This window comes from Actinoplanes couchii (assembly GCF_016862075.1).
Lineage (GTDB): Bacteria > Actinomycetota > Actinomycetes > Mycobacteriales > Micromonosporaceae > Actinoplanes > Actinoplanes couchii.
Genome location: NZ_BOMG01000103.1, coordinates 25,326 through 43,581 on the forward strand (window position 1 = coordinate 25,326; position 18,256 = coordinate 43,581).

The window sequence follows — 18,256 nt, forward strand, 5'->3', positions numbered from 1 at the left end:
CACGACGGCAGACCCGGCACGAATGCCGGGCCTGCCGTTGTGGAACCGGTCATTCAGCCGGGGTCAGTACCACCTCGGCGGATCCGGACTGGCCCTGTGCGTCGGTGTACTCGGCGACGAAGACCGCGGTCAGGTTGCCGGAGCCCTCGTGGCCCGGGTCGACGAACGTGGTGATCGAGCCGGTGCAGCCGGTCGCGGTGGACAGCGGGTGACCGTGCTGGTCGTGCCCGAGGATGTAGGACACCGTGACGTTCGCGCAGTTCACCGGCGCGTCGTCGACCACACTGACCTCGAAGTTCACCGTGTCGCCGAACGCGAACGGCTGGTCGGCGGTCGGCGTCACGAACGACACGGTGGGCGCCACCGGGCCGACGTGCAGCAGGAACTCCGCGGACGCGGACCGGCCGGTGGAGTCGGTGACCTTCAGGGTGGCCCGGTAGTCGCCGTTCTCGGTGTACGTGAACGACGGGTTCGGCTGCCGGGAGTCGACCCGGCCGTCGGCGTCGAAGTCCCACGCGTACCGAATGGCGTCACCGTCCGGGTCGACAGTTCCGGCGCTGGAGAAATTGACGGTGAACGGCGCGGAACCGACGGTCGGCGTGGCGTCGACGCGAACGATCGGCGTCTTGTTCTTCGGCGCGTAATCGACCCGGGCCAACTGCGCCTCGGGATTCTCGGCGAAGTAGCCGTCGCCGTATTCCAGAACGTACAGCGAGCCGTCCGGGCCGAATTCCAGGTCCATCGGATTGTCGAAGACGATCGACGGCAGCACCGATTCGATTCTGGTGACCTGGTTGCGGCGGTCCAGGCTGAACGCCTTGACGTAGTCGCGGGTCCACTCGTAGAACAGCGGCTTGCCGTCGAAGGCGGCCGGCCACTTGGTCGCCGACCTGCTGCGCTTGTCGTACTGGTAGGCCGGGCCGCCCATCGGGCCGACGCCGCCCTCGCCCAGCTCCGGGAACTCGGCGCTGGCCCCGAAGTTGTAGATGACCTCGGCCTTCTCCACCGGCGGCAGCTTGCGCAGGCCGGTGTTGTTGGGTGAGTCGTTCACCGGCTTCTTGCAGTCGAACGGCGCGCCGGAGGTGCCGGTGGCGAAGTCGTAGTCGTTGTACGCCAGGGTCGGCGACACGCAGTACGGCCAGCCGTAGTTGGCGGGCTTGTCGATCGCCATCCAGCGCCCGTGCCCGACCGGGCCGCGTTCCGGGTTCGGGGTCTTCGCGTCCGGCGAGTAGTCGGCCAGGTAGACCACGCCGGTACGGTCGTCGACGTCGAAGCGGAACGGGTTGCGCAGACCCATCGCGTAGATCTCCGGGCGGGTCTTCGCGGTTCCCTTCTTGAACAGGTTGCCGCTCGGGACCGTGTAGGTGCCGTTCGGCCGGACCGTGATCCGCAGCAGTTTGCCGCGCAGGTCGTTGGTGTTGGCCGAGCTGCGCTGGGCGTCGAACGCCGGGTTGCGGCCCGGGCTCTCGTCGATCGGGGTGTACCCGCCGGAAGCGAACGGGTTGGTGTCGTCACCGGTGGACAGGTACAGGTTCCCGTCCCCGTCGAAGTCGATCTTGCCGCCGACGTGGCAGCAGAGACCGCGGTCGACCGGGATCTGGATGATCTTCTGCTCGGTGCCCAGGGCCAGGGTGTTACCCCGCAGCTTGAACCGGGACAGCTGCAGGTGGCCCTTGAACGGGGCGAAGTCGGCCGGGGTGCCGTTCTCCGGCGCGTCGCCCTCGTTGACCCCCGGGGTGGCGGGATCGTCCAGCGGCGTGTTCAGGACCGGGCTGTAGTAGACGTACACCCAGTTGTTGGTCTTGAAGTCGGGGTCGACGGCGATGCCCTGGACCCCTTCCTCGTCGTGCAGGTAGACCGGGATCGTCGCGGCGAGCACGTTACGGCCGGTGCTGGGCTCGTGGATGCGGACCTGACCCTTGCGGGCGGTGTGCAGCACCCGCCCGTCGGGCAGCACGGCCAGGGCCATCGGCTCGCCCGGGAAGTCGTTGAGGGTGACCTTCTGGAAGTCGCTGTCCGGTGGGACCGGCGCCGGGGCGGCCTGAACCGGATGGGGCGCGGCGAGCACGAGCAGGGCCGCGGCGCCCGCGGAGAACAGTTTTCGCATGTCTTCAGAACCTCAGTCCGGACAGGTACTGGTAGCCGACCCGGGCGGTGTCCAGGGCCTGCGCGGGGGTACGCGGCGGGCTGCCCGCGTCGTCACGTTCCACGATGTACTCGATCAGGCCGGCCTCCTTGGCCCGCCGGAAGATCCGCTCGAAGTCGATCAGGCCGGTGCCCGGGTCGGCGAAGGCGCTGTTCACGTCCATGTCCTTGACGTGCACCTGCTTGATCCGGCGGCGGTTCTTCTCGATCAGGTCGATCGGGTCGGCGGCGCCGCGCCAGGCCCAGTACAGGTCCACCTCCAGGTGCACGAGCCGCTCGTCGGTCTCGCCGGTCAGGATGTCGAACCCGGTCCGGCTGGTGCCGCTCTGGCGCAGGAACTCGTTGTGGTGGTTGTGGTACCCGAAGCTGAGCCCGGCCCGGCGAGCGAGTTCACCGGCCTTGTTCAGGTCGGCGGCGAACGCCTGGTACACGGCGGCGTCGCGGATCGGCCCGTTCGCGCCGGTGCCGAAGTAGGGGTGGACGATGTACTTGTTGCCGACGATCGCGGCGTCGTCCAGGGTCCGTTTCCAGGTCTCGGCGTTCCACGGCTGCGGGATGCCGGCGTGCCCGGAGGTGGCCTTGAGCCCGGCGTTGTTCAGGGCGGCCCGGAACTGGGCGGCGGTCCGGCCGACGAAGCCGGCGTGCTCGACGCGGCGGTAACCGATCGCGGCGAGTTCGGTGAAGGTGGTCTCCAGGTTGATGCCGAGCTGGTTGCGCAGCGTGTAGAGCTGCACGCTGATCTGGTCGCGGGGAACACGGCCGCCAGCGCCGTGCGAGCCTCCCCCGGCCGCCGCCGGAGCGGTCGAGCCCAGGGCGGTGGTGGCCCCGACGGCGGCAGCGGCGCCGAAGAGATGACGTCGGCTGATTTCGGGCATGGTCGATGTGCCTCCGGTTTCGGTGATGAACACGGATGACCTGCGGGTCGTCCCCGCGGCCGGCAACTTTCGTGCAGATCGACGTTCGTTCCGGACGTTACCTCTAATTTACGTTCGTCACTAGTCAAACATATAAATGAAACAATCTAACTTCCGCATGATCTGAGGAAAGCGCTCAGTCCTTGGACGAGAAAGCCGCGTCGAAGGCCGCCGACGGCGCGTCGAACGCCAGCCCGCGCACGAACTTCAGCGCCTCCGGAGCGCCGACGAGCCGGTCCATGCCCGCGTCCTCCCACTCGATCGACAGCGGGCCGTCGTAGCCGATCGCGTTCAGCGCCCGGAAACAGTCCTCCCACGGCACGTCACCGTGCCCGGTGGAGACGAAGTCCCACCCCCGGCGCAGATCCGCCCACGGCAGGTGCGAGGCCAGCCGGCCCCGGCGGCCGTCCCCGGTGCGCACCTTCGCGTCCTTGCAGTCCACGTGGTAGATCCGGTCGGCGAAGTCGAGGATGAAGTTCACCGGGTCCAGGTCCTGCCAGACGAAGTGCGACGGATCCCAGTTCAGGCCGAACTCCGGCCGGTGCCCGATCGCCTCCAGGGTCCGCTTGGCCGTCCAGTAGTCGTAGGCGATCTCGCTCGGGTGCACCTCGTGCGCGAACCGCACCCCCACCTCGGCGAACACGTCCAGGATCGGGTTCCACCGGTCGGCGAAGTCCTGGTAGCCCCGCTCGATCATCGACGCCGGCACCGGCGGGAACATGGCCAGGGTGTGCCAGATCGACGACCCGGTGAACCCGACGACGGTACGCACCCCCAGCTTCGCCGCGGCCCGGGCGGTGTCCTTGATCTCGTCGGCGGCCCGCTGCCGGACCCCCTCCGGCTCGCCGTCGCCCCAGATCCGCGCGGGCAGGATGTCCTGGTGCCGCTCGTCGATCGGGTGGTCACAGACGGCCTGCCCGACCAGGTGGTTCGAGATCGCGTACACCCGCAGGTTGTGCTTCTCCAGGGTCGCCAGCTTGCGATCCACGTAACCGTCGTCGGCCAGGGCCTTGTCGACCTCGAAGTGATCACCCCAGCAGGCGATCTCCAGGCCGTCGTAACCCCAGCCGGACGCCAGCCGGCAGACCTCCTCGAACGGCAGGTCCGCCCACTGACCGGTGAACAGGGTGATGGGTCGGGTCATCGTGTACTCCTCAGCTCAGTTCCTTGATCCGCACGTTACGGAACGACACCTCGTCGTCGGCGCCGTGATTCTGCAGCCCGATGTGCCCGGCCAGATCCCGCGCCGGATCGGTGTTCACGAAATCGTTGATCAGCACGCCGTTCAGGAAGATCCGCAGCCGCCGGCCCTCGACCCGCAGCTCGTAGGTGTTCCACTGACCCGGCGGGTTCAGCGCCGCGTCCCGGGCCTCGGCGTTCGCGCCCTGGAAGCTGTAGACGGCCCCGGTGGTCCGGTCCGGCGCGTCGGTGGCGTCGATCTGGATCTCGTAGCCGTGGTCGACGGCCGACCACGGGTCGTCCGACGGCGGGAACCCGACGAACACCCCGGAGTTGTCGTCCCCGGCCATCCTCCAGTCCAGCTTCAGCGAATAGTTGCGGTACTCCTTGCCCGAGTACCAGAGCAGACCCATCCCACCGACCGAGGTCAGGGTGGCGTCCTGGCTGGTGAAGCTGCCCGGCCCGGCCTGCGACCAGCCGTCGGTCGAGCCGTTGTAGAGCGGGGTGTAACCGGTCTCCGGGCGGCAGTCGGCACGCACCTGACCGGCCGCGTACCGGATGCCACCGAGCAGATGACCCAGGAACACCGGATCGGCGTACGCCTCCCGGGTGTGCCCGCCACCGGTGTAGAACGACCGGCCCGCGGACACCGTCTTGCACCAGGCGTGCGGGTGGTCGGCTCCCATCTTCCCACCGGAGTACGAGCCCTCGTCCAGCGTCGCCAGCACGTGCGCCGTCTCCCGGGCGTTGGTGCGGTAGTCGTACCACTCGTCGGCGCGGTCCCAGACCCGCGGCAGATGCGCGGTCGCCGGATGCGCCCGGTCCTCCACCAGCACCCGGGCCGGCTGGATCGCCGGATGCGACGCGAACCACGCGCCGACCAGCCGGCCGTAGAACGGCCAGTCGTACTCGGTGTCGGCGGCCGCGTGGATACCGGCGTAACCGCCGCCGGACCGGATGTAGGACTCGAACGCCAGCTGCTGGGCCCGGTTCAGCACGTCACCGGTGGTGTTCAGGAACACCACCGCCTCGTACCGGTCCAGGTTCGCCCTGGTGAACGCGGCCGAGTCCTCGGTCGCCGTGACCGAGAACCCGTTCGCCGCACCCAGGTCACGGATCGCCTGCACCCCGGTGCCGATCGAGTCGTGCCGGAAACCCGCCGTCTTGGAGAAGACCAGCACGTCGTAGCCGGCGGCCGCGGCTGGGGTGGCCGGCACGGTGCAGGCCAGCATCGACAGCACGGCGGTGGCCGCACCGAGCAGGGGACGGAACAGTCTTCGCACGGTGATCTCCTCAGCTCTGCCGGTTGACTACCTCGTCGGCGAGCAACCGCAACGCGGTGTCCGCCTCGGCCGGCAACGACGCCCTGGTCAGCGCGGCCAGGGCGGTGCTCAGCCGGGTCTCGATCAGGCGCTCGGTGGCCTCCCGCGCGCCGGTGTCCACGATGATCCGCCGCAACTCGGCCGCGCCCGCCTCGTCCAGGTCCGGGCGGCCGAACAGCTCCCGGATCCGGGCCAGCTGCGCCCGGTCGGCCCGGTCCCGGGCGTACGCCATCATCACCGTGCGCTTGCCCTCACGCAGGTCGTCCAGCACCGGTTTGCCGGTCACCGCCGGATCGCCGAACACCCCGAGCACATCGTCGCGCAGCTGGAACGCGTCCCCGAGCGGATCCCCGAACTGCACGAACGACGCCAGCAGCGGATCGGCCGCCCCGGCCAGGGCCGCACCGATCTGCAACGGCCGGGTCACCGTGTACCGCGCCGACTTCATCCGGATCACCGTCAGCGCACCGGCCACCGAACCGTCACCGACGCTGGACACCAGATCCAGGTACTGACCGGCGATCACCTCGGTACGCATCCCGGCGAACACCGGATACCCCCGGTGCACCTGCTCGGCGGTCAGCCCGCAGCCGTGGAACATCTGGTCCGCCCACGCCGCGCACAGGTCCCCGCCGAGCAGCGCGGTGTTCCGCCCGTAGCGGGCCGCGTCGCCACGCCACGCCGACCGGGCGTGCCGCTCGGCGAAGAACTGGTGCACCGACGGCTCACCCCGGCGCCGCTCACTGCCGTCCATGATGTCGTCGTGGATCAGCGCGAACGCGTGGAACAGCTCCAGCGCCGCCGCCGCGGTCACCACCGCCTCGTCGTCCGGGCCGTCCGCGCTGCGCCACCCCCAGTAGCAGAACGTCGGCCGCAGCCGTTTCCCGCCGGCCAGCACGAACCGGTGCAGCGTGTTCAGCAGCCCGTGCGGGGCGCCGTCCGGCCAGCCCGGCCCCTGACGGTCCAGGAAGGCGGTGAGCCGGGCGTCGAAACGCTCCCGCAGATCCACCGCCAGCTGGGTCACGTGTCGCTCCCGGCCAGTGTCAGGAGCAGCTCCTTCACGTCGGTCGCGGCGATCCGGTCCGGTCCGGGCAGCGGGCGTGAGCACAGCAGCACCGGGGCGTCGGCGTCGTCGGCGGGCAGCCGGCCGTGCGAGCCGCGGACCGCCCGGGCGCCCGCGTCCAGGCCGACCACGCTCATCAGGTACCGCATGCCGAGCTTCTTGCGGGCCAGCGCGATCCCGGCCCGCCGTTTCGCCGCCCCCGGATCGGCCGGGTCGAAGAACAGCTCGGCCGGGTCGTAACCGGGCTTGCGGTGGATGTCGACCAGCCGGGCGAAGTCCGGGGCGCGGGCGTCGTCGAGCCAGTAGTAGTAGGTGAACCAGGCCTCCGGCTCGGCGACCAGGACCAGGTCACCGGACCGCTCGTGACCGAGCCCGGGCAGCACCTCGGCCACCCCCGGCAGCCCTTGCAGCAGCTTCTCGACCCGGGGCAGGTCGGCCGGGTCACGGACGTAGACGTGCGCGATCTGGTGGTCGGCGACCGCGAACGCCCGTGACGTCCACGGGTCCAGGTACTCCATGCCCTCCTGGGTGTGCACCCGCAGCAGGCCCTCGGTGCGCAGGGCCCGGTTCACGTCGACCGGCTGCCGGACGTCGGTGATGCCGTACTCGGACAGCACCACCACCGTCGCGTCCCGGCCGGCGGCGGCTGTCAGCAGCGGCTCCAGGACCAGGTCCAGCTCGGCGGCGGCTGCTGCCGCACGCGGGTCGGACGGGCCGTACCGCTGCAGGTCGTAGTCCAGGTGCGGGACGTAGACCAGGGTGAGGTCGGGGTCGTGGGCGGCCATCACCCGCTGTGCGGCGGCACAGATCCACTTCGAGGACGCCAGACCCGCGCCCGGCCCCCAGTACGAGAACAGCGGAAACGTCCCGAGCGCCGCGGTCAGGTCGTCGTGCAGCTCCGGCGGATCGGTGTAGCAGTCCGGCTCCTTGCGGCCGTCGGCGTGATAGACCGGCCGGGGCGTGACCGTCCAGTCGACGTCCGCGCCCATCGCGTACCACCAGCAGATGTTGGCCACCGTGTAGCCGGGTTTCCGTTTGCGGGCGGCCTGCCAGACCTTCTCCCCGCCGACCAGGGCGTTGTGCTGCCGCCAGAGCAGCACCTCGCCGAGATCCCGGAAATACCAGCCGTTCCCGACGATCCCGTGCCCGGCCGGGGTCTCTCCGGTCAGCAGCGTCGCCTGCACCGAGCAGGTGACCGCGGGCAGCACCGGCTCGAGCCGCCCCCGGAACCCGCCGTCGGCGACCGCCCGCAACCTGGGCATGTGCTCCAGCAGCCGCGGCGTCAACCCGACCACGTCCAGGACGACCAGCTTGCTCATGACAGCTTCTCCAGCAGGTCACGGGTGTAGGCCAGCTCGCCGGCGATGCCGTCGGCCAGTTCCGCCGGGCCGGCCGGGCGTCGGCCCGCCGGAAGCACGTCCCACGTGTACGTCTCCACGTCCAGGTGGTCGCACCACGGCTCGTCGGCGGCCATCAGGTTCCGCAGCGCCGCCTCCAGGACCGGGGTGGTGCTGGTCAGCGGTGGTGCGGGGGCCACGTGCAGCGGGACGTGGAAGTGGATCCGCCACGGGCCGGGCAGGCCAGCGGCCAGAGCCTGGTCCAGGTCGTCGGCGGCCGGGCCGGACGCCGAGCGGGTCTGGTGCAGGAAACGCGGCTCGGCGTACTGCCGCAGCACACCACCGGCCACCACCGGGTCGGTGACCTCCAGAGCGGCACTGACCTGCACCTTCACCACCGGGATCCCGGCATTCTCGAGGCGTTGCAGGGCCTCGGCCGGCTCCTCCCAGGCACAGGCCAGGTGCGCCAGGTCCAGGCAGATCCCGAGACGGTCGGTGTCGACGGCCTGTAGGAGGTCGGTGGCCTGGGTGGTGGTCTCGACGATGCAACCGGGCTCCGGTTCGAAGCCCACCCGTACCCGCGGAAAAGGGGTGAGACCGGCGGCGAGCCGCTCCAGATTGCGGGCGGCGGCGTCGCGCTGCTCCGGCTGCCACGGGTCGCGCCAGGCCAGCGGCAACGTCGAGATCGAGCCGCGGACGGCGTCGTCGGGCAGCAGATCGTCCAGCACCCGGGCCAGGTCCAGGGTGTACTTCAGGCGGGCCTCGGTGGTCCAGTCCGGGTGGTAGACGGCGTGTTTGACGACCGGGGCCTGGAACGCGGCGTACGGGAACCCGTTGAGGGTCACCACCTCCAGGCCGCGCGCGTCGAGTTCGGCACGCAACCGGCGCCGCGCCCGCGGATCGGCGGCCAGTTCGGCGGCGGCCGGGGCGGCCAGCCACAGGCCGAGACCGAGCACGTCGGCGCCGAGCCGCTCACGGACCGGCCGGGCGAACGCGTCGAGCTGTGTCACGATGCCGGGCAGGTCCTCGGCCGGGTGCACGTTGGTGCAGTAGCTCAGGTGCAGCGCCCGTCCGCTGCGGTGCGTGATCCGCATCAGCTGCCACCCCGCAGGATCGAGCTGCCCTCGAACGTGGCGTCCTGTTCGCCGGGGTCGGCCAGATCCAGCCGCCCGGACTGGCCGTAGAACTCCACCGGATTACGCCACAGCACCTTGTCGACATCGTCGTCGGTGAACCCGGCGGCCAGCATCGCCTCGCCGGTCCGCAACGTCAGCAGCGGGTCGGAGCGACCCCAGTCGGCGGCCGAGTTCACCAGGATCCGGTCCAGGCCGTGCCCGCGCAGGATCTCCACCATCCGGTCCGGGGACATCTTGGTGTCCGGGTAGATGGAGAAACCCATCCAGCAGCCCGCGTCGTGCACGGCCCCGACGGTGACCTCGTTGAGGTGGTCCACCACCACCCGGTCCAAGGCGATTCCGGACTCCTTGACCACCGCGAGGGTACGGTCCACACCGCGCGCCTTGTCCCGGTGCGGGGTGTGCACCAGCGCCGGCAGCTCGAACTCGACGGCCATCGCCATCTGGGCGGCGAAGACCTCGTCCTCCTCCGGTGTCATCGCGTCGTAGCCGACCTCACCGACCGCCACCACCGAGTCCTTGTCCAGGTAGCGCGGCACCAGGGCGAGGGCCTCCCGGCAGCGCGGGTCGTTGGCTTCCTTCGGGTTGAGCGCGATGGTGGCGTGGTGCCGGATCCCGAACTGGGCGGCCCGGAACGGCTCCCAGCCGACCAGCGAGTCGAAGTAGTCGGCGAACGAGCCGGCACTGGTCCGGGGCTGGCCCAGCCAGAACGCCGGTTCGACGATCGCCTTCACCCCGGCGTCGGCCATCCGCTGGTAGTCGTCGGTGGTCCGGGACGTCATGTGGATGTGCGGGTCGAAGATGCGCATCAAACCTCCAGTAGCGAGAGGGCCTCGTCCGGGAACGACCGTCCGGCGGCGGCACGCTCGTCACGCAACCCGGCGGTCATCGTGGCCAGCTCGGCGTCGGCCCGGTCGGTCAGACGATCGACCACCTTCAGCGGTACGCCCATGAACACGCACTTCAGGACCGCCTGCCGCCACGCGGCCTGATCCAGGTGCCGGGCGTACGGGCCGAGAGCCGCCGCGACCAGCCGGGTGTCGTTGGTGCGGATCGCGTCGTGCAGCAGCGGAACCGCCTCGGCGCCGATCGGCAGCAGCGGCAGCGCCTTCAGCACGGCCAGCTTCTCGGCGGGGTCGCCGTGCCGGTACAACTCGTCGGCGTACCGGGGCAAATCTGTTGTCGGCAGGGCCAGCAGCAACAGGGCGCGAGCCGCCTGGTCACCGGTCCAGCCGGGTGCGGCGGCCAGTTCGGCCCGGCCGCAGTGCCGTCCGGCGGCGGCGAACAGCCGGGTGATCGCCGGCGGGCCGGCGGCCACCCGGGCCACGCCGTCGTCGAGCCAGGCGTGGCCGGTCTCGATCGCGGAACGTAGATCCATGACGTTTCTCCCCTCAGCCTTCTCGACGCGCGGCGTTCTTCAGGAATCGCAGGGAGTCGGCCGCCACCTTCGGCGCGGCGTGCGAATGCCGTGGTAGTTCGACGGCGACCAGACCGTGGTACCCGGCCTGCTCCAGGGCGGCCAGCACGGGCGGGAAGTCGATCTCGCCGGTGCCGAACTCCAGGTGCTCGTGCACACCCCGCCGCATGTCGTCGATCTGCACGTTGACCAGGTGATCCGCGACCGCGGTCACGCAGTCGGGCACCGGCAGGTCCTCCAGGCAGCGGCAGTGCCCGATGTCGAGGGTGATCCCGAACCCGGCCGGTCCACCGAGCGCCGCGTGCAGCCGCCGCCAGTCGGCAATGTCCTGCACCAGCATCCCCGGTTCCGGCTCGAAACCCAGCGTCACCCCGTGCTCGTCGGCGGTGGTCACCACGTCGGCGCACCCGTCGACCAGGCGCTGCCAGGCGGTGGTGTCGTCGACGTCGAAAGGTTTCACCCCGGCCCAGAACGAGACCGCCTGCGCGCCCAGATCGGCCCCGATGGTGACGGCCCGCCGCAGGAAGTCGATACGTGTGGCCCGGTCGTCGTGCAGCAGCGTCGGCGCGTGTTTGTGCCACGGGTCGAGCAGGAACCGGGCCCCGGTCTCGATCACCACCGACAACCCGAGCCGCGCGAGCCGCTTGCCAAGAGCATCAACCCGACGACCGACATTCCTGCGGTACGGGTTCAGATGCCCGTGATCCAGAGTCAGCGCCACCCCGTCATACCCGAGGTCAGCCAGCACCGCCAGAGCATCCCCGAGCCGATGGTTGCTGAACCCGTTGGTCCCGTATCCGAACCGCAGCCCCGTCATGTCGCGCTCACCTTTCTGGCCAGTCGGGCCGCCGCCGGCGCGAGGACCGCGGTGGCCAGGCCGGCGATCCCGGCACCGGATCTGGCGGTCAGCGCGCCCTGCAGCACCGGAAGTGTGGTGATGCCCGCGGTGACCGCGTCCTGGATCCGGTTCGCGGTGGGTTCGTCGACCGCGCGCCGCTGCGCCGCGCCATAGCGGGCCAGGTACCAGGCGGCCAGAGCACCCGAGCCGACCATCCGCACCGAGGGCTGGGAGAACAACCCCCGTCCCCGCCGGCCGGGCCGAGCCGCGGTAGCGGCGGCGGCCACCGCGGCGGTGGCAGCCAGGGTGCGACGCGGCAAGGCGGGCTCGGCGCCTTCCACCTCCCGCTGGGACAAAACGGTAACCGTGTAGGTATGTGCGGCCACCACCAGCGCGGACGGCACTCCGGCTCGCCAGCGACCGTTTGTGCCGAGCATCACATTCAAGCCTCGGCAGGCGGCCATCACCGCTGGGCCCGCCACGGTGTTCTTCGCACCCATGTCATATGCCCAGATCGCCCCGGCCAACGACAACGCCAGCGGGATCTGCCGTCGCCCACCGGCCGCGACCGCGATGGTCAGCCCGGCCGCGGTCAGCCCGGCCGCGACCCCGGCAGCGGTGGCCGGCGACACCCGGCCGGACGGGATCGGCCGATGGGGTCGTTCCACCGCGTCCACGTGCCGGTCGGCGAGATCGTTGGCGGCCATCCCCGCCCAATAGAGACAGACCGAAGCCGCAGCCGTCGCCGCGGTGCGTGGCCGCAACACCCCGGCCGCAGCCGCCCCGGCCACGATGTCCCCCGGCACCGAAAGCGCGGCCGGAGCCCGCACCAGCTCGACCAGATCCCGCCACCCGGTCCGCCGCCCGGCCGAACTCACCGCCCCGAGTCGGGGTTCGGCCCGGTCGGCCTGGGTGGTCACGGGTGTGACCGGGGGCTGAGGGTGGCTACGAAAGCGGTCAGGGTCTGCCACTGGTCGGCCAGGCCGTGTGGGCCGTCGCCCAGTGGGTCCTTGAAGAAGAACGCCAGGTCGGTCAGCGGGCCCTGGTGGCCGGCGGCGTGGGCGGCTCCGGTCAGCCGGGCCAGGTCCAGGATCAGCGGGGCGGCCAGGGCCGAGTCGCAGCCGTGCCAGGTGAACTCCAGGCGCATGCCGGTGCCGAGGAAGCCCTGGAAGCTGATCAGGTCCCAGGCGGTCTTGAAGTCGCCGAGGTCCTCCACGAAGTCGATCCGGACCACACCCTGCGGCTGGTACCCGAGCGTCTCCTCGAGGACCCGCTGTTTGCTGGCGCTCTTGGCGGCGTTGGCTCCCGGATCGGTCAGGGTCGCCCCGTCACCGCCGCCGAGCAGGTTCATCCCCGACCAGGTGCGAACCTGCAGATTGCGGTGCGCGAACATCGGCGCCAGCACAGACTTCAGCAGCGTCTCCCCGGTCTTGCCGTCGTGCCCGGCGTGCGGCAACCCTTCCCGGAGCGCCAGCTCGGCGAGGGCGGGCAGCCGGGCCCCGGCCGACGGGGTGAAGTCGACGAACGCGCATCCGGCGGTGAAGGCCGCATACGCGTAGAGCGCACTCGGCGGCAGCACCGTCGCCCCGGACTCCAGTGCCTGCTCCAGGGCGGCGAGCGTGTCGTGGGCCGGGTGCGGTTCCGGGGCGGCCTCGGTGGACGACACGTTGATCACCACCACCCGGTCCAGGGCGTGCCGTTCCCGGAAGTCCACCAGGTCGGCGACCAACCGGGCCGCGACGGTGGCCTGGTCCGGGCCGTCCGGCACCGGCCGGATCTCGGCGTCGGCGGCGGCCAGGTCGTCGTGCACGGCCCGGACCAGGGCGGCCGGCACCACCCCGGCGTCCCCGAGTTGTTCGGCTTTCTTGGCCAGCGGCACCGGCGCCGGGTCGTGCCCGCCGAACACCAGATCCCCGAATCCGGCGAGCCCGGCATCCCGGAACTCCGGCAACTCGGTGACACAACCGGTGGCCGGCGCCAGCCCGGCACGCAGTGCGAATGCTCCGATCATGCTGGTCACGGCGACGCTGCCGCGCCCACCGACCAGCCAGATTCCCAGGGACATGGATCCTCCGAACCCGCGAAAGCAACAGGGACGACAGTCAGGCGGCTACCTCGGTCAGGGCCGGTTCCACCTCGGCCCAGGAGCCCAGTGCCGCCGATCGTTCGACGGCGTCCAGAACGAGCTGCACCTGCAGGGCGTCGGTGAACGACGGTGTCGGGGAGACCCCGGTGCCGATCGCTTCGAGCAGGTCCCGGGCCTGGTGGGTGAACGAGTGCTCGTAACCGATCAGGTGCCCGGGCGGCCACCACGCCGCGATGTACGGATGATCCGGCTCGGTCACCAGGATCCGGCTGAAGCCCTGCTCGTCCGACGGCAACGCGGCGTCGTAGAACTCCAGCTCGTTCATCCGCTCGAAGTCGAACACCACCGACCCCAGCGACCCGTTGATCTCCACCCGGAGACCGTTCTTGCGCCCGGTGGCGAACCGGGTGGCCTCGTAGGTGGCGACCGCCCCGCCGTCGAGCCGCGCCACGAACAGCGCCGCGTCGTCGACGGTGACGTCCCCGGACCCACCGGCGGTCAGCGGCCGCTGTTTGACGAACGTCTCGGTCAGCGCACTCACCCCGGCGATGCGCTGCCCGGTGACGTACTGGGTGAGATCGATGATGTGCGCCCCGATGTCACCCAGTGCGCCGGAGCCCGCCTTGTCCTTCTGCAGCCGCCAGACCAGCGGGAACTGCGGATCGGTGATCCAGTCCTGCAGGTACACCGCGCGGACGTGCCGGATCTCGCCGACGCGCCCGTCCGCGATCAGCTGTCGCATCAGGGCGACGGCCGGCACCCGCCGGTAGTTGAAACCGCACATCGACCGGACACCGCCGGCTTCGGCCCGGACCGCGGCGGTGGCCATGGCGCGTGCCTCGTCGATGGTGTTCGCGAGGGGTTTCTCGCACAGGACGTGCTTGCCGGCGGCCAGGGCCGCGATCGCGATCTCGGCATGGCTGTCACCCGGCGTGCAGACGTCGATCAGGTCGATGTCGTCCCGGGCGATCAGCGAGCGCCAGTCGGTGGTGTGTTCCTGCCAGCCGAGCTGGGCCGCCGCCGCGGCGACCTTGCCCGGATCCCGGCCGGCGACGGCCGTCATCCGGGCCCGCAGCGGCAGGTCGAAGACGCGGTTGACGGTACGCCACGCCTGTGAGTGCGCGGCTCCCATGAACGCGTAGCCGACCATGCCGATGCGCAGGTCCGTGGTCTGCGTGGACAAGATGGGTCTCCCCCCAGTGCGATCAGAAGCCGAGCTTGAGGTACTGGCTCGCGTTCTCCTTGGTGATGGTCTCCGAGGCCAGGACGATCTCCTTGGGCACCTGGAGTTCGACCAGGTCGGCCAGGCCCTTGCCCTGGCCGATCAGCCGGGCCAGCGAGATCGCCGACGAGGCCATCGACGGGCTGTAGGTGACCGTGGCCTTGAGCGGCGTCTTGTCGCCCTGGATGTCCTCCATCGCCTTCTTGGACCCGGCGCCGCCGACCATGATGAATTCGCTGCGGTTGGCCTGGCTGATCGCGGCGAGCACGCCGACACCCTGGTCGTCGTCGTGGTTCCAGAGGGCGTCCAGTTTGGGCACGGCCTGCAGCAGCTGGCTGGCGGCCCGCTGACCGGTGTCCACGGTGAACTCGGCCGGCACCCGCCGCTGCACCTTGAATCCGGCCGCGCCGAGGGTGTCGGAGAAGCCCTTCGACCGGTTCTGGGTCAGTTCCAGCGAGTCGATGCCGGGGATCTCACCGATGATCGGCGCGGAGACACCCTTGGCCTTCATCTGGGCGATGATGTAGTCGGCGGCGGCCACACCCATGCCGTAGTTGTCGCCGAGGATCTGGGTGCGATAGGCACGGCGGTCCGGGAAGGCCCGGTCCAGGTTGATCACCGGGATGCCGGCGGTCATCGCCTCCAGACCGAACGAGTTGAGTTCCTTGCCGTCGTGCGGCAGCAGCACGATGACGTTGGGTTTCTGCCCGAGCAGGGTGGCCAGCGCGGCCCGCTGGGTGGCGGCGTCGGCGCCCGACTCGACGGCTTTCAGTTCGACGTCCGGGTACGCCTCGGCCTGCGCCTTCGCGTTGCTGATGATCGCGCCCAGCCAGCCGTGGTCGGCGGCCGGCGCGGAGAAGCCGATCACGACCTTGGTGCCCGGTGCGGCGTTGCCGCCGGCGGCACCGGTCTCGGCCGTCTTGATCTGGGCGTCGTTGGTCTTGGCCTCGTTGCTGGTGCACGCGGTGAGGAGGGTTCCCGCGCCGAGTGCGGCCCCGCCGAACAGGATGCGGCGCCGCGACAGGTCGCGACTGCTCTGCGTCATGGTTTCTCCCGATATATCGGTATGGATGGAGCGGAAGAAGGGTGCACGGAACCGAGCGACCGCCACACGACGGCCGTTCGGTGCTCAGCTCTTGTTGCGGCTCAGGAACTGCGTGACGGCGTTGAACCGGAACTGCTGAACCAGGACGGCGGCGATGATGATGCCGCCCTTGACCATGTTCTGGGCCTCGGTGGAGAGGCCGTTGATGGCGAACAGGTTGGTGATGGTGGCGAAGATGATCACGCCGAGCAGCGAGCCGACGATGGTGCCGCGCCCGCCGCTGAGCAGGGTGCCGCCGATGATCGCCGCGGCGATGGCGTCGAGTTCGTAGAGGTTGGCCATGGCCGCCTGGGCCGAGGTGGCCTGCGCGGTGAGCATGATCGCCGCGATGCCGCAGCAGAGCCCGCTCAACGCGTACAGCAGCATGGTGTGGCGTTTGACGTTGATCCCGGCCAGGCGCGCGGCCTCGGGGTTGCCGCCGACCGCGACCGTCCGCCGGCCGAACGTGGTGCGGTTGAGCAGCACCCAGCCGATCGCGGCGACCACCGCGAGGATGTAGACCAGCAGCGGGATGCCGAGCAGTTTGGTGCTGGCGATCCCGTTGATCAGGGTGCTCTCGGAGATCTGCGTCTGCTTGCCGGAGATCTCCGCCGCCAGGCCGCGGGCCGCCACCAGCATCGCGAGGGTCGCGATGAAGGGCACCAGCTTGCCGTACGAGATGAGCAGCCCGTTGACGAGTCCCACGCCCACACCGACGGTGACCGCGGTGAAGATCATGCCCCCGGGACCGAAACTCTGGGTGGCGACCGTGGTGGCCCACACCCCGGCCAGGGCGACGATCGCACCGACCGACAGATCGATGCCACCGCCGATGATCACGAACGTCATCCCGACCGTGACCACGCCGATCACCGACGCGAGCTGCAGGATCGACAGAACGTTGTTCCACACCCAGGTGGAGTCGCTGTACAACTCAGGCTGCGTGACCGCGCCGATCACGATCAGCGCGACCAGCACCCCGAGCAGCACCAGGTTACGGATCGTGTTCTCGCTGCTCTCCCCGCCCCAGATCCGTCGGCCCCGGGGAACAGTCGCATCCGGGTGCTTGACGGCGCCGATCCGAGCCGGCTCCACCGATGGCGACCGGGTGGCGCCCGTGCCTTCACCGAGTGTCATCACATTCCTTCCGTGGATTCTCCGGTTTCAGGCCGAAGAGGAAACGGGCCGTCTGCGGATCAAGTCAGGGGCAGGCCTGTTCGCTGCCAGGGTGGAGAGGGCATCGATAGGCCCCACATGCTCGGGATCAATGGGATGTGCTATCCAATGTGGTGTGTCTGCAACCGTGAAACGGGCCTACCGGTTTCGCTTCTATCCGACGTCCCAGCAGGAATCCCTGCTCAATCGGACGTTCGGATGCGTTCGCAAGGTCTACAATCTGGCTTTGGAAGCTCGGAGTCGAGCCTGGCGCGAGCGACACGACCGAGTGAACTACAACGCCACGTCCGCCATGCTGACTGCCTGGAAAAAGACCGAGGAACTCGCCTTCCTCAACGAGGTCTCGTCCGTCCCGCTCCAACAATGTCTGCGACACCTCCAGGCCGCGTTCACGGCGTACTGGGACAATCGATCCCGCTATCCTCGATTCAAATCCAAGCGCCGGTCTCGTGCCTCGGCCGAATTCACCGCCTCCGCCTTCCGATGGCGCGACGGCGAACTCACCTTGGCCAAGATGACCGAACCTCTTGCCATCATCTGGTCCCGGCCTTTGCCGACAGGACAATCGCCCTCGACCGTAACGGTGTCGCGTGACAGCGCCGGCCGCTGGTTCGTGTCCCTGCTGTGTGAGGACGCAATCACCACGCATCCGGCCGTCGAAGGGGCTGTCGGGATGGACGCCGGCCTCGACAGCCTGATCACCCTGTCGACCGGGGAAAAGATCCCCAACCCCCGTCACGAACGTACTGACCGCAGAAAGCTGGCCCGCGCCCAAAGAGACCTGGCCCGTAAGTCCGAGGGTTCGCGCAATCGGAAAAAAGCCAAACTCAAGGTCGCCCGCATCCATACCCGCATCGCTGACCGGCGCGGGGACTATTTGCACCAACTGACCACTCGACTCGTGTGTGAGAACCAAACACTCGTGATCGAGGATTTGACCGTGCGCAACATGGTCAAGAACCGGAAACTGGCCCGAGCTATCAGTGATGCGGCCTGGTCCCTGTTCCGGGAACTTCTCTCCTACAAGTGTGCCTGGTACGGGCGGAAGTTGGTCGTAATTGACCGCTGGTACCCGTCCTCGAAACTCTGCTCGCACTGCGGGCACCTCATGGCCGAGATGCCGTTGAACGTACGGATGTGGACGTGCCCCGGATGCGGCACCACCCACGACCGCGACGTCAACGCAGCTCGCAACATTCTGGCCGCCGGACTGGCGGTGTCTGCCTGTGGAGCTGGCATAAGACCTCAACGGGGAAACCTCCGTTCGGGGCGGCTGGCGGTGAAACAGGAAACTCGGCGGGCGACCGTCGGAACTCCTGGTCCTTGAGGACTGGAAG

General features: G+C 69.7%; 15 protein-coding genes and 1 pseudogene. 1 reads left to right on the top strand and 15 read right to left on the bottom strand.

Features of this window, described 5'->3' with window-relative positions; genetic code table 11:
* Positions 1–49 precede the first annotated feature (49 nt).
* The 15 genes and pseudogenes from Aco03nite_RS41400 to Aco03nite_RS41470 form a co-directional block, all read right to left on the bottom strand.
* A complete protein-coding gene (locus Aco03nite_RS41400) occupies positions 50–2,107 on the bottom strand; it encodes a PQQ-dependent sugar dehydrogenase (protein WP_203806499.1) in 2,058 nt (685 codons plus the stop codon).
* A gap of 4 nt (positions 2,108–2,111) precedes the next feature.
* Positions 2,112–3,020: a sugar phosphate isomerase/epimerase family protein gene (locus Aco03nite_RS41405; RefSeq protein WP_203806501.1), complete on the bottom strand. Its 909-nt coding sequence runs from the start codon at positions 3,018–3,020 to the stop codon at positions 2,112–2,114.
* Positions 3,021–3,195: 175 nt separating this feature from the next.
* The gene (locus Aco03nite_RS41410) at positions 3,196–4,203 is read right to left on the bottom strand and encodes a sugar phosphate isomerase/epimerase family protein (RefSeq protein WP_203806503.1); all 1,008 of its coding nucleotides are present in this window, start codon (positions 4,201–4,203) and stop codon (positions 3,196–3,198) included.
* Between the two features lie 16 nt (positions 4,204–4,219).
* Positions 4,220–5,470, bottom strand: a pseudogene (locus tag Aco03nite_RS41415) (ThuA domain-containing protein); the annotation flags it as partial.
* 61 nt (positions 5,471–5,531) lie between these two features.
* Positions 5,532–6,584 (bottom strand): polyprenyl synthetase family protein, encoded by a 1,053-nt coding sequence (locus tag Aco03nite_RS41420; RefSeq protein WP_203806505.1) that lies wholly within the window; start codon positions 6,582–6,584, stop codon positions 5,532–5,534.
* Positions 6,581–7,942 (bottom strand): alkaline phosphatase family protein, encoded by a 1,362-nt coding sequence (locus Aco03nite_RS41425; RefSeq protein ID WP_203806507.1) that lies wholly within the window; start codon positions 7,940–7,942, stop codon positions 6,581–6,583. The genes Aco03nite_RS41420 and Aco03nite_RS41425 overlap by 4 nt, the downstream gene beginning before the upstream one ends.
* Positions 7,939–9,054 carry a metabolite traffic protein EboE gene (gene eboE, locus Aco03nite_RS41430; RefSeq protein WP_203806510.1) on the bottom strand — a complete coding sequence of 372 codons (1,116 nt, stop codon included), beginning with the start codon at positions 9,052–9,054 and terminating at the stop codon, positions 7,939–7,941. Before eboE ends, Aco03nite_RS41425 begins: the two co-directional genes overlap by 4 nt.
* Complete coding sequence (locus Aco03nite_RS41435) at positions 9,054–9,905, bottom strand: TatD family hydrolase (protein WP_203806512.1); 852 nt, start codon at positions 9,903–9,905, stop codon at positions 9,054–9,056. The genes eboE and Aco03nite_RS41435 overlap by 1 nt, the downstream gene beginning before the upstream one ends.
* Positions 9,905–10,474 (bottom strand): EboA domain-containing protein, encoded by a 570-nt coding sequence (locus Aco03nite_RS41440; RefSeq protein WP_203806514.1) that lies wholly within the window; start codon positions 10,472–10,474, stop codon positions 9,905–9,907. The genes Aco03nite_RS41435 and Aco03nite_RS41440 overlap by 1 nt, the downstream gene beginning before the upstream one ends.
* 13 nt (positions 10,475–10,487) lie before the next feature.
* A complete protein-coding gene (locus Aco03nite_RS41445) occupies positions 10,488–11,330 on the bottom strand; it encodes a sugar phosphate isomerase/epimerase family protein (protein WP_203806516.1) in 843 nt (280 codons plus the stop codon).
* Positions 11,327–12,271 carry an SCO3242 family prenyltransferase gene (locus Aco03nite_RS41450; RefSeq protein WP_307837674.1) on the bottom strand — a complete coding sequence of 315 codons (945 nt, stop codon included), beginning with the start codon at positions 12,269–12,271 and terminating at the stop codon, positions 11,327–11,329. The genes Aco03nite_RS41445 and Aco03nite_RS41450 overlap by 4 nt, the downstream gene beginning before the upstream one ends.
* Positions 12,268–13,416, bottom strand: a complete 1,149-nt coding sequence (locus Aco03nite_RS41455; RefSeq protein WP_203806517.1) for an inositol-3-phosphate synthase — start codon at positions 13,414–13,416, stop codon at positions 12,268–12,270. The genes Aco03nite_RS41450 and Aco03nite_RS41455 overlap by 4 nt, the downstream gene beginning before the upstream one ends.
* Positions 13,417–13,453: 37 nt before the next feature.
* Positions 13,454–14,587 carry a Gfo/Idh/MocA family protein gene (locus Aco03nite_RS41460; RefSeq protein ID WP_203806740.1) on the bottom strand — a complete coding sequence of 378 codons (1,134 nt, stop codon included), beginning with the start codon at positions 14,585–14,587 and terminating at the stop codon, positions 13,454–13,456.
* Positions 14,588–14,642: 55 nt separating this feature from the next.
* Positions 14,643–15,704, bottom strand: coding sequence for a substrate-binding domain-containing protein (locus Aco03nite_RS41465; RefSeq protein ID WP_203806519.1), 1,062 nt, complete (start codon positions 15,702–15,704; stop codon positions 14,643–14,645).
* Between the two features lie 84 nt (positions 15,705–15,788).
* Positions 15,789–16,883, bottom strand: a complete 1,095-nt coding sequence (locus tag Aco03nite_RS41470) for an ABC transporter permease (RefSeq protein ID WP_373872676.1) — start codon at positions 16,881–16,883, stop codon at positions 15,789–15,791.
* Positions 16,884–17,034: 151 nt separating this feature from the next.
* On the opposite strand from Aco03nite_RS41470, the gene Aco03nite_RS41475 reads away from it, so the two are divergent.
* Positions 17,035–18,246 (top strand): RNA-guided endonuclease InsQ/TnpB family protein, encoded by a 1,212-nt coding sequence (locus Aco03nite_RS41475; RefSeq protein ID WP_203806523.1) that lies wholly within the window; start codon positions 17,035–17,037, stop codon positions 18,244–18,246.
* Positions 18,247–18,256: the final 10 nt, after the last annotated feature.

Coding starts and splice junctions, on each gene's coding strand:
- Aco03nite_RS41400 (WP_203806499.1), bottom strand. CDS start 2,107: ATGCGAAAACTGTTCTCCGCGGGCGCCGCGGCCCTGCTCGTGCTCGCC.
- Aco03nite_RS41405 (WP_203806501.1), bottom strand. CDS start 3,020: ATGCCCGAAATCAGCCGACGTCATCTCTTCGGCGCCGCTGCCGCCGTC.
- Aco03nite_RS41410 (WP_203806503.1), bottom strand. CDS start 4,203: ATGACCCGACCCATCACCCTGTTCACCGGTCAGTGGGCGGACCTGCCG.
- Aco03nite_RS41425 (WP_203806507.1), bottom strand. CDS start 7,942: ATGAGCAAGCTGGTCGTCCTGGACGTGGTCGGGTTGACGCCGCGGCTG.
- eboE (WP_203806510.1), bottom strand. CDS start 9,054: ATGCGGATCACGCACCGCAGCGGACGGGCGCTGCACCTGAGCTACTGC.
- Aco03nite_RS41435 (WP_203806512.1), bottom strand. CDS start 9,905: ATGCGCATCTTCGACCCGCACATCCACATGACGTCCCGGACCACCGAC.
- Aco03nite_RS41440 (WP_203806514.1), bottom strand. CDS start 10,474: ATGGATCTACGTTCCGCGATCGAGACCGGCCACGCCTGGCTCGACGAC.
- Aco03nite_RS41445 (WP_203806516.1), bottom strand. CDS start 11,330: ATGACGGGGCTGCGGTTCGGATACGGGACCAACGGGTTCAGCAACCAT.
- Aco03nite_RS41455 (WP_203806517.1), bottom strand. CDS start 13,416: ATGTCCCTGGGAATCTGGCTGGTCGGTGGGCGCGGCAGCGTCGCCGTG.
- Aco03nite_RS41460 (WP_203806740.1), bottom strand. CDS start 14,587: ATGGTCGGCTACGCGTTCATGGGAGCCGCGCACTCACAGGCGTGGCGT.
- Aco03nite_RS41465 (WP_203806519.1), bottom strand. CDS start 15,704: ATGACGCAGAGCAGTCGCGACCTGTCGCGGCGCCGCATCCTGTTCGGC.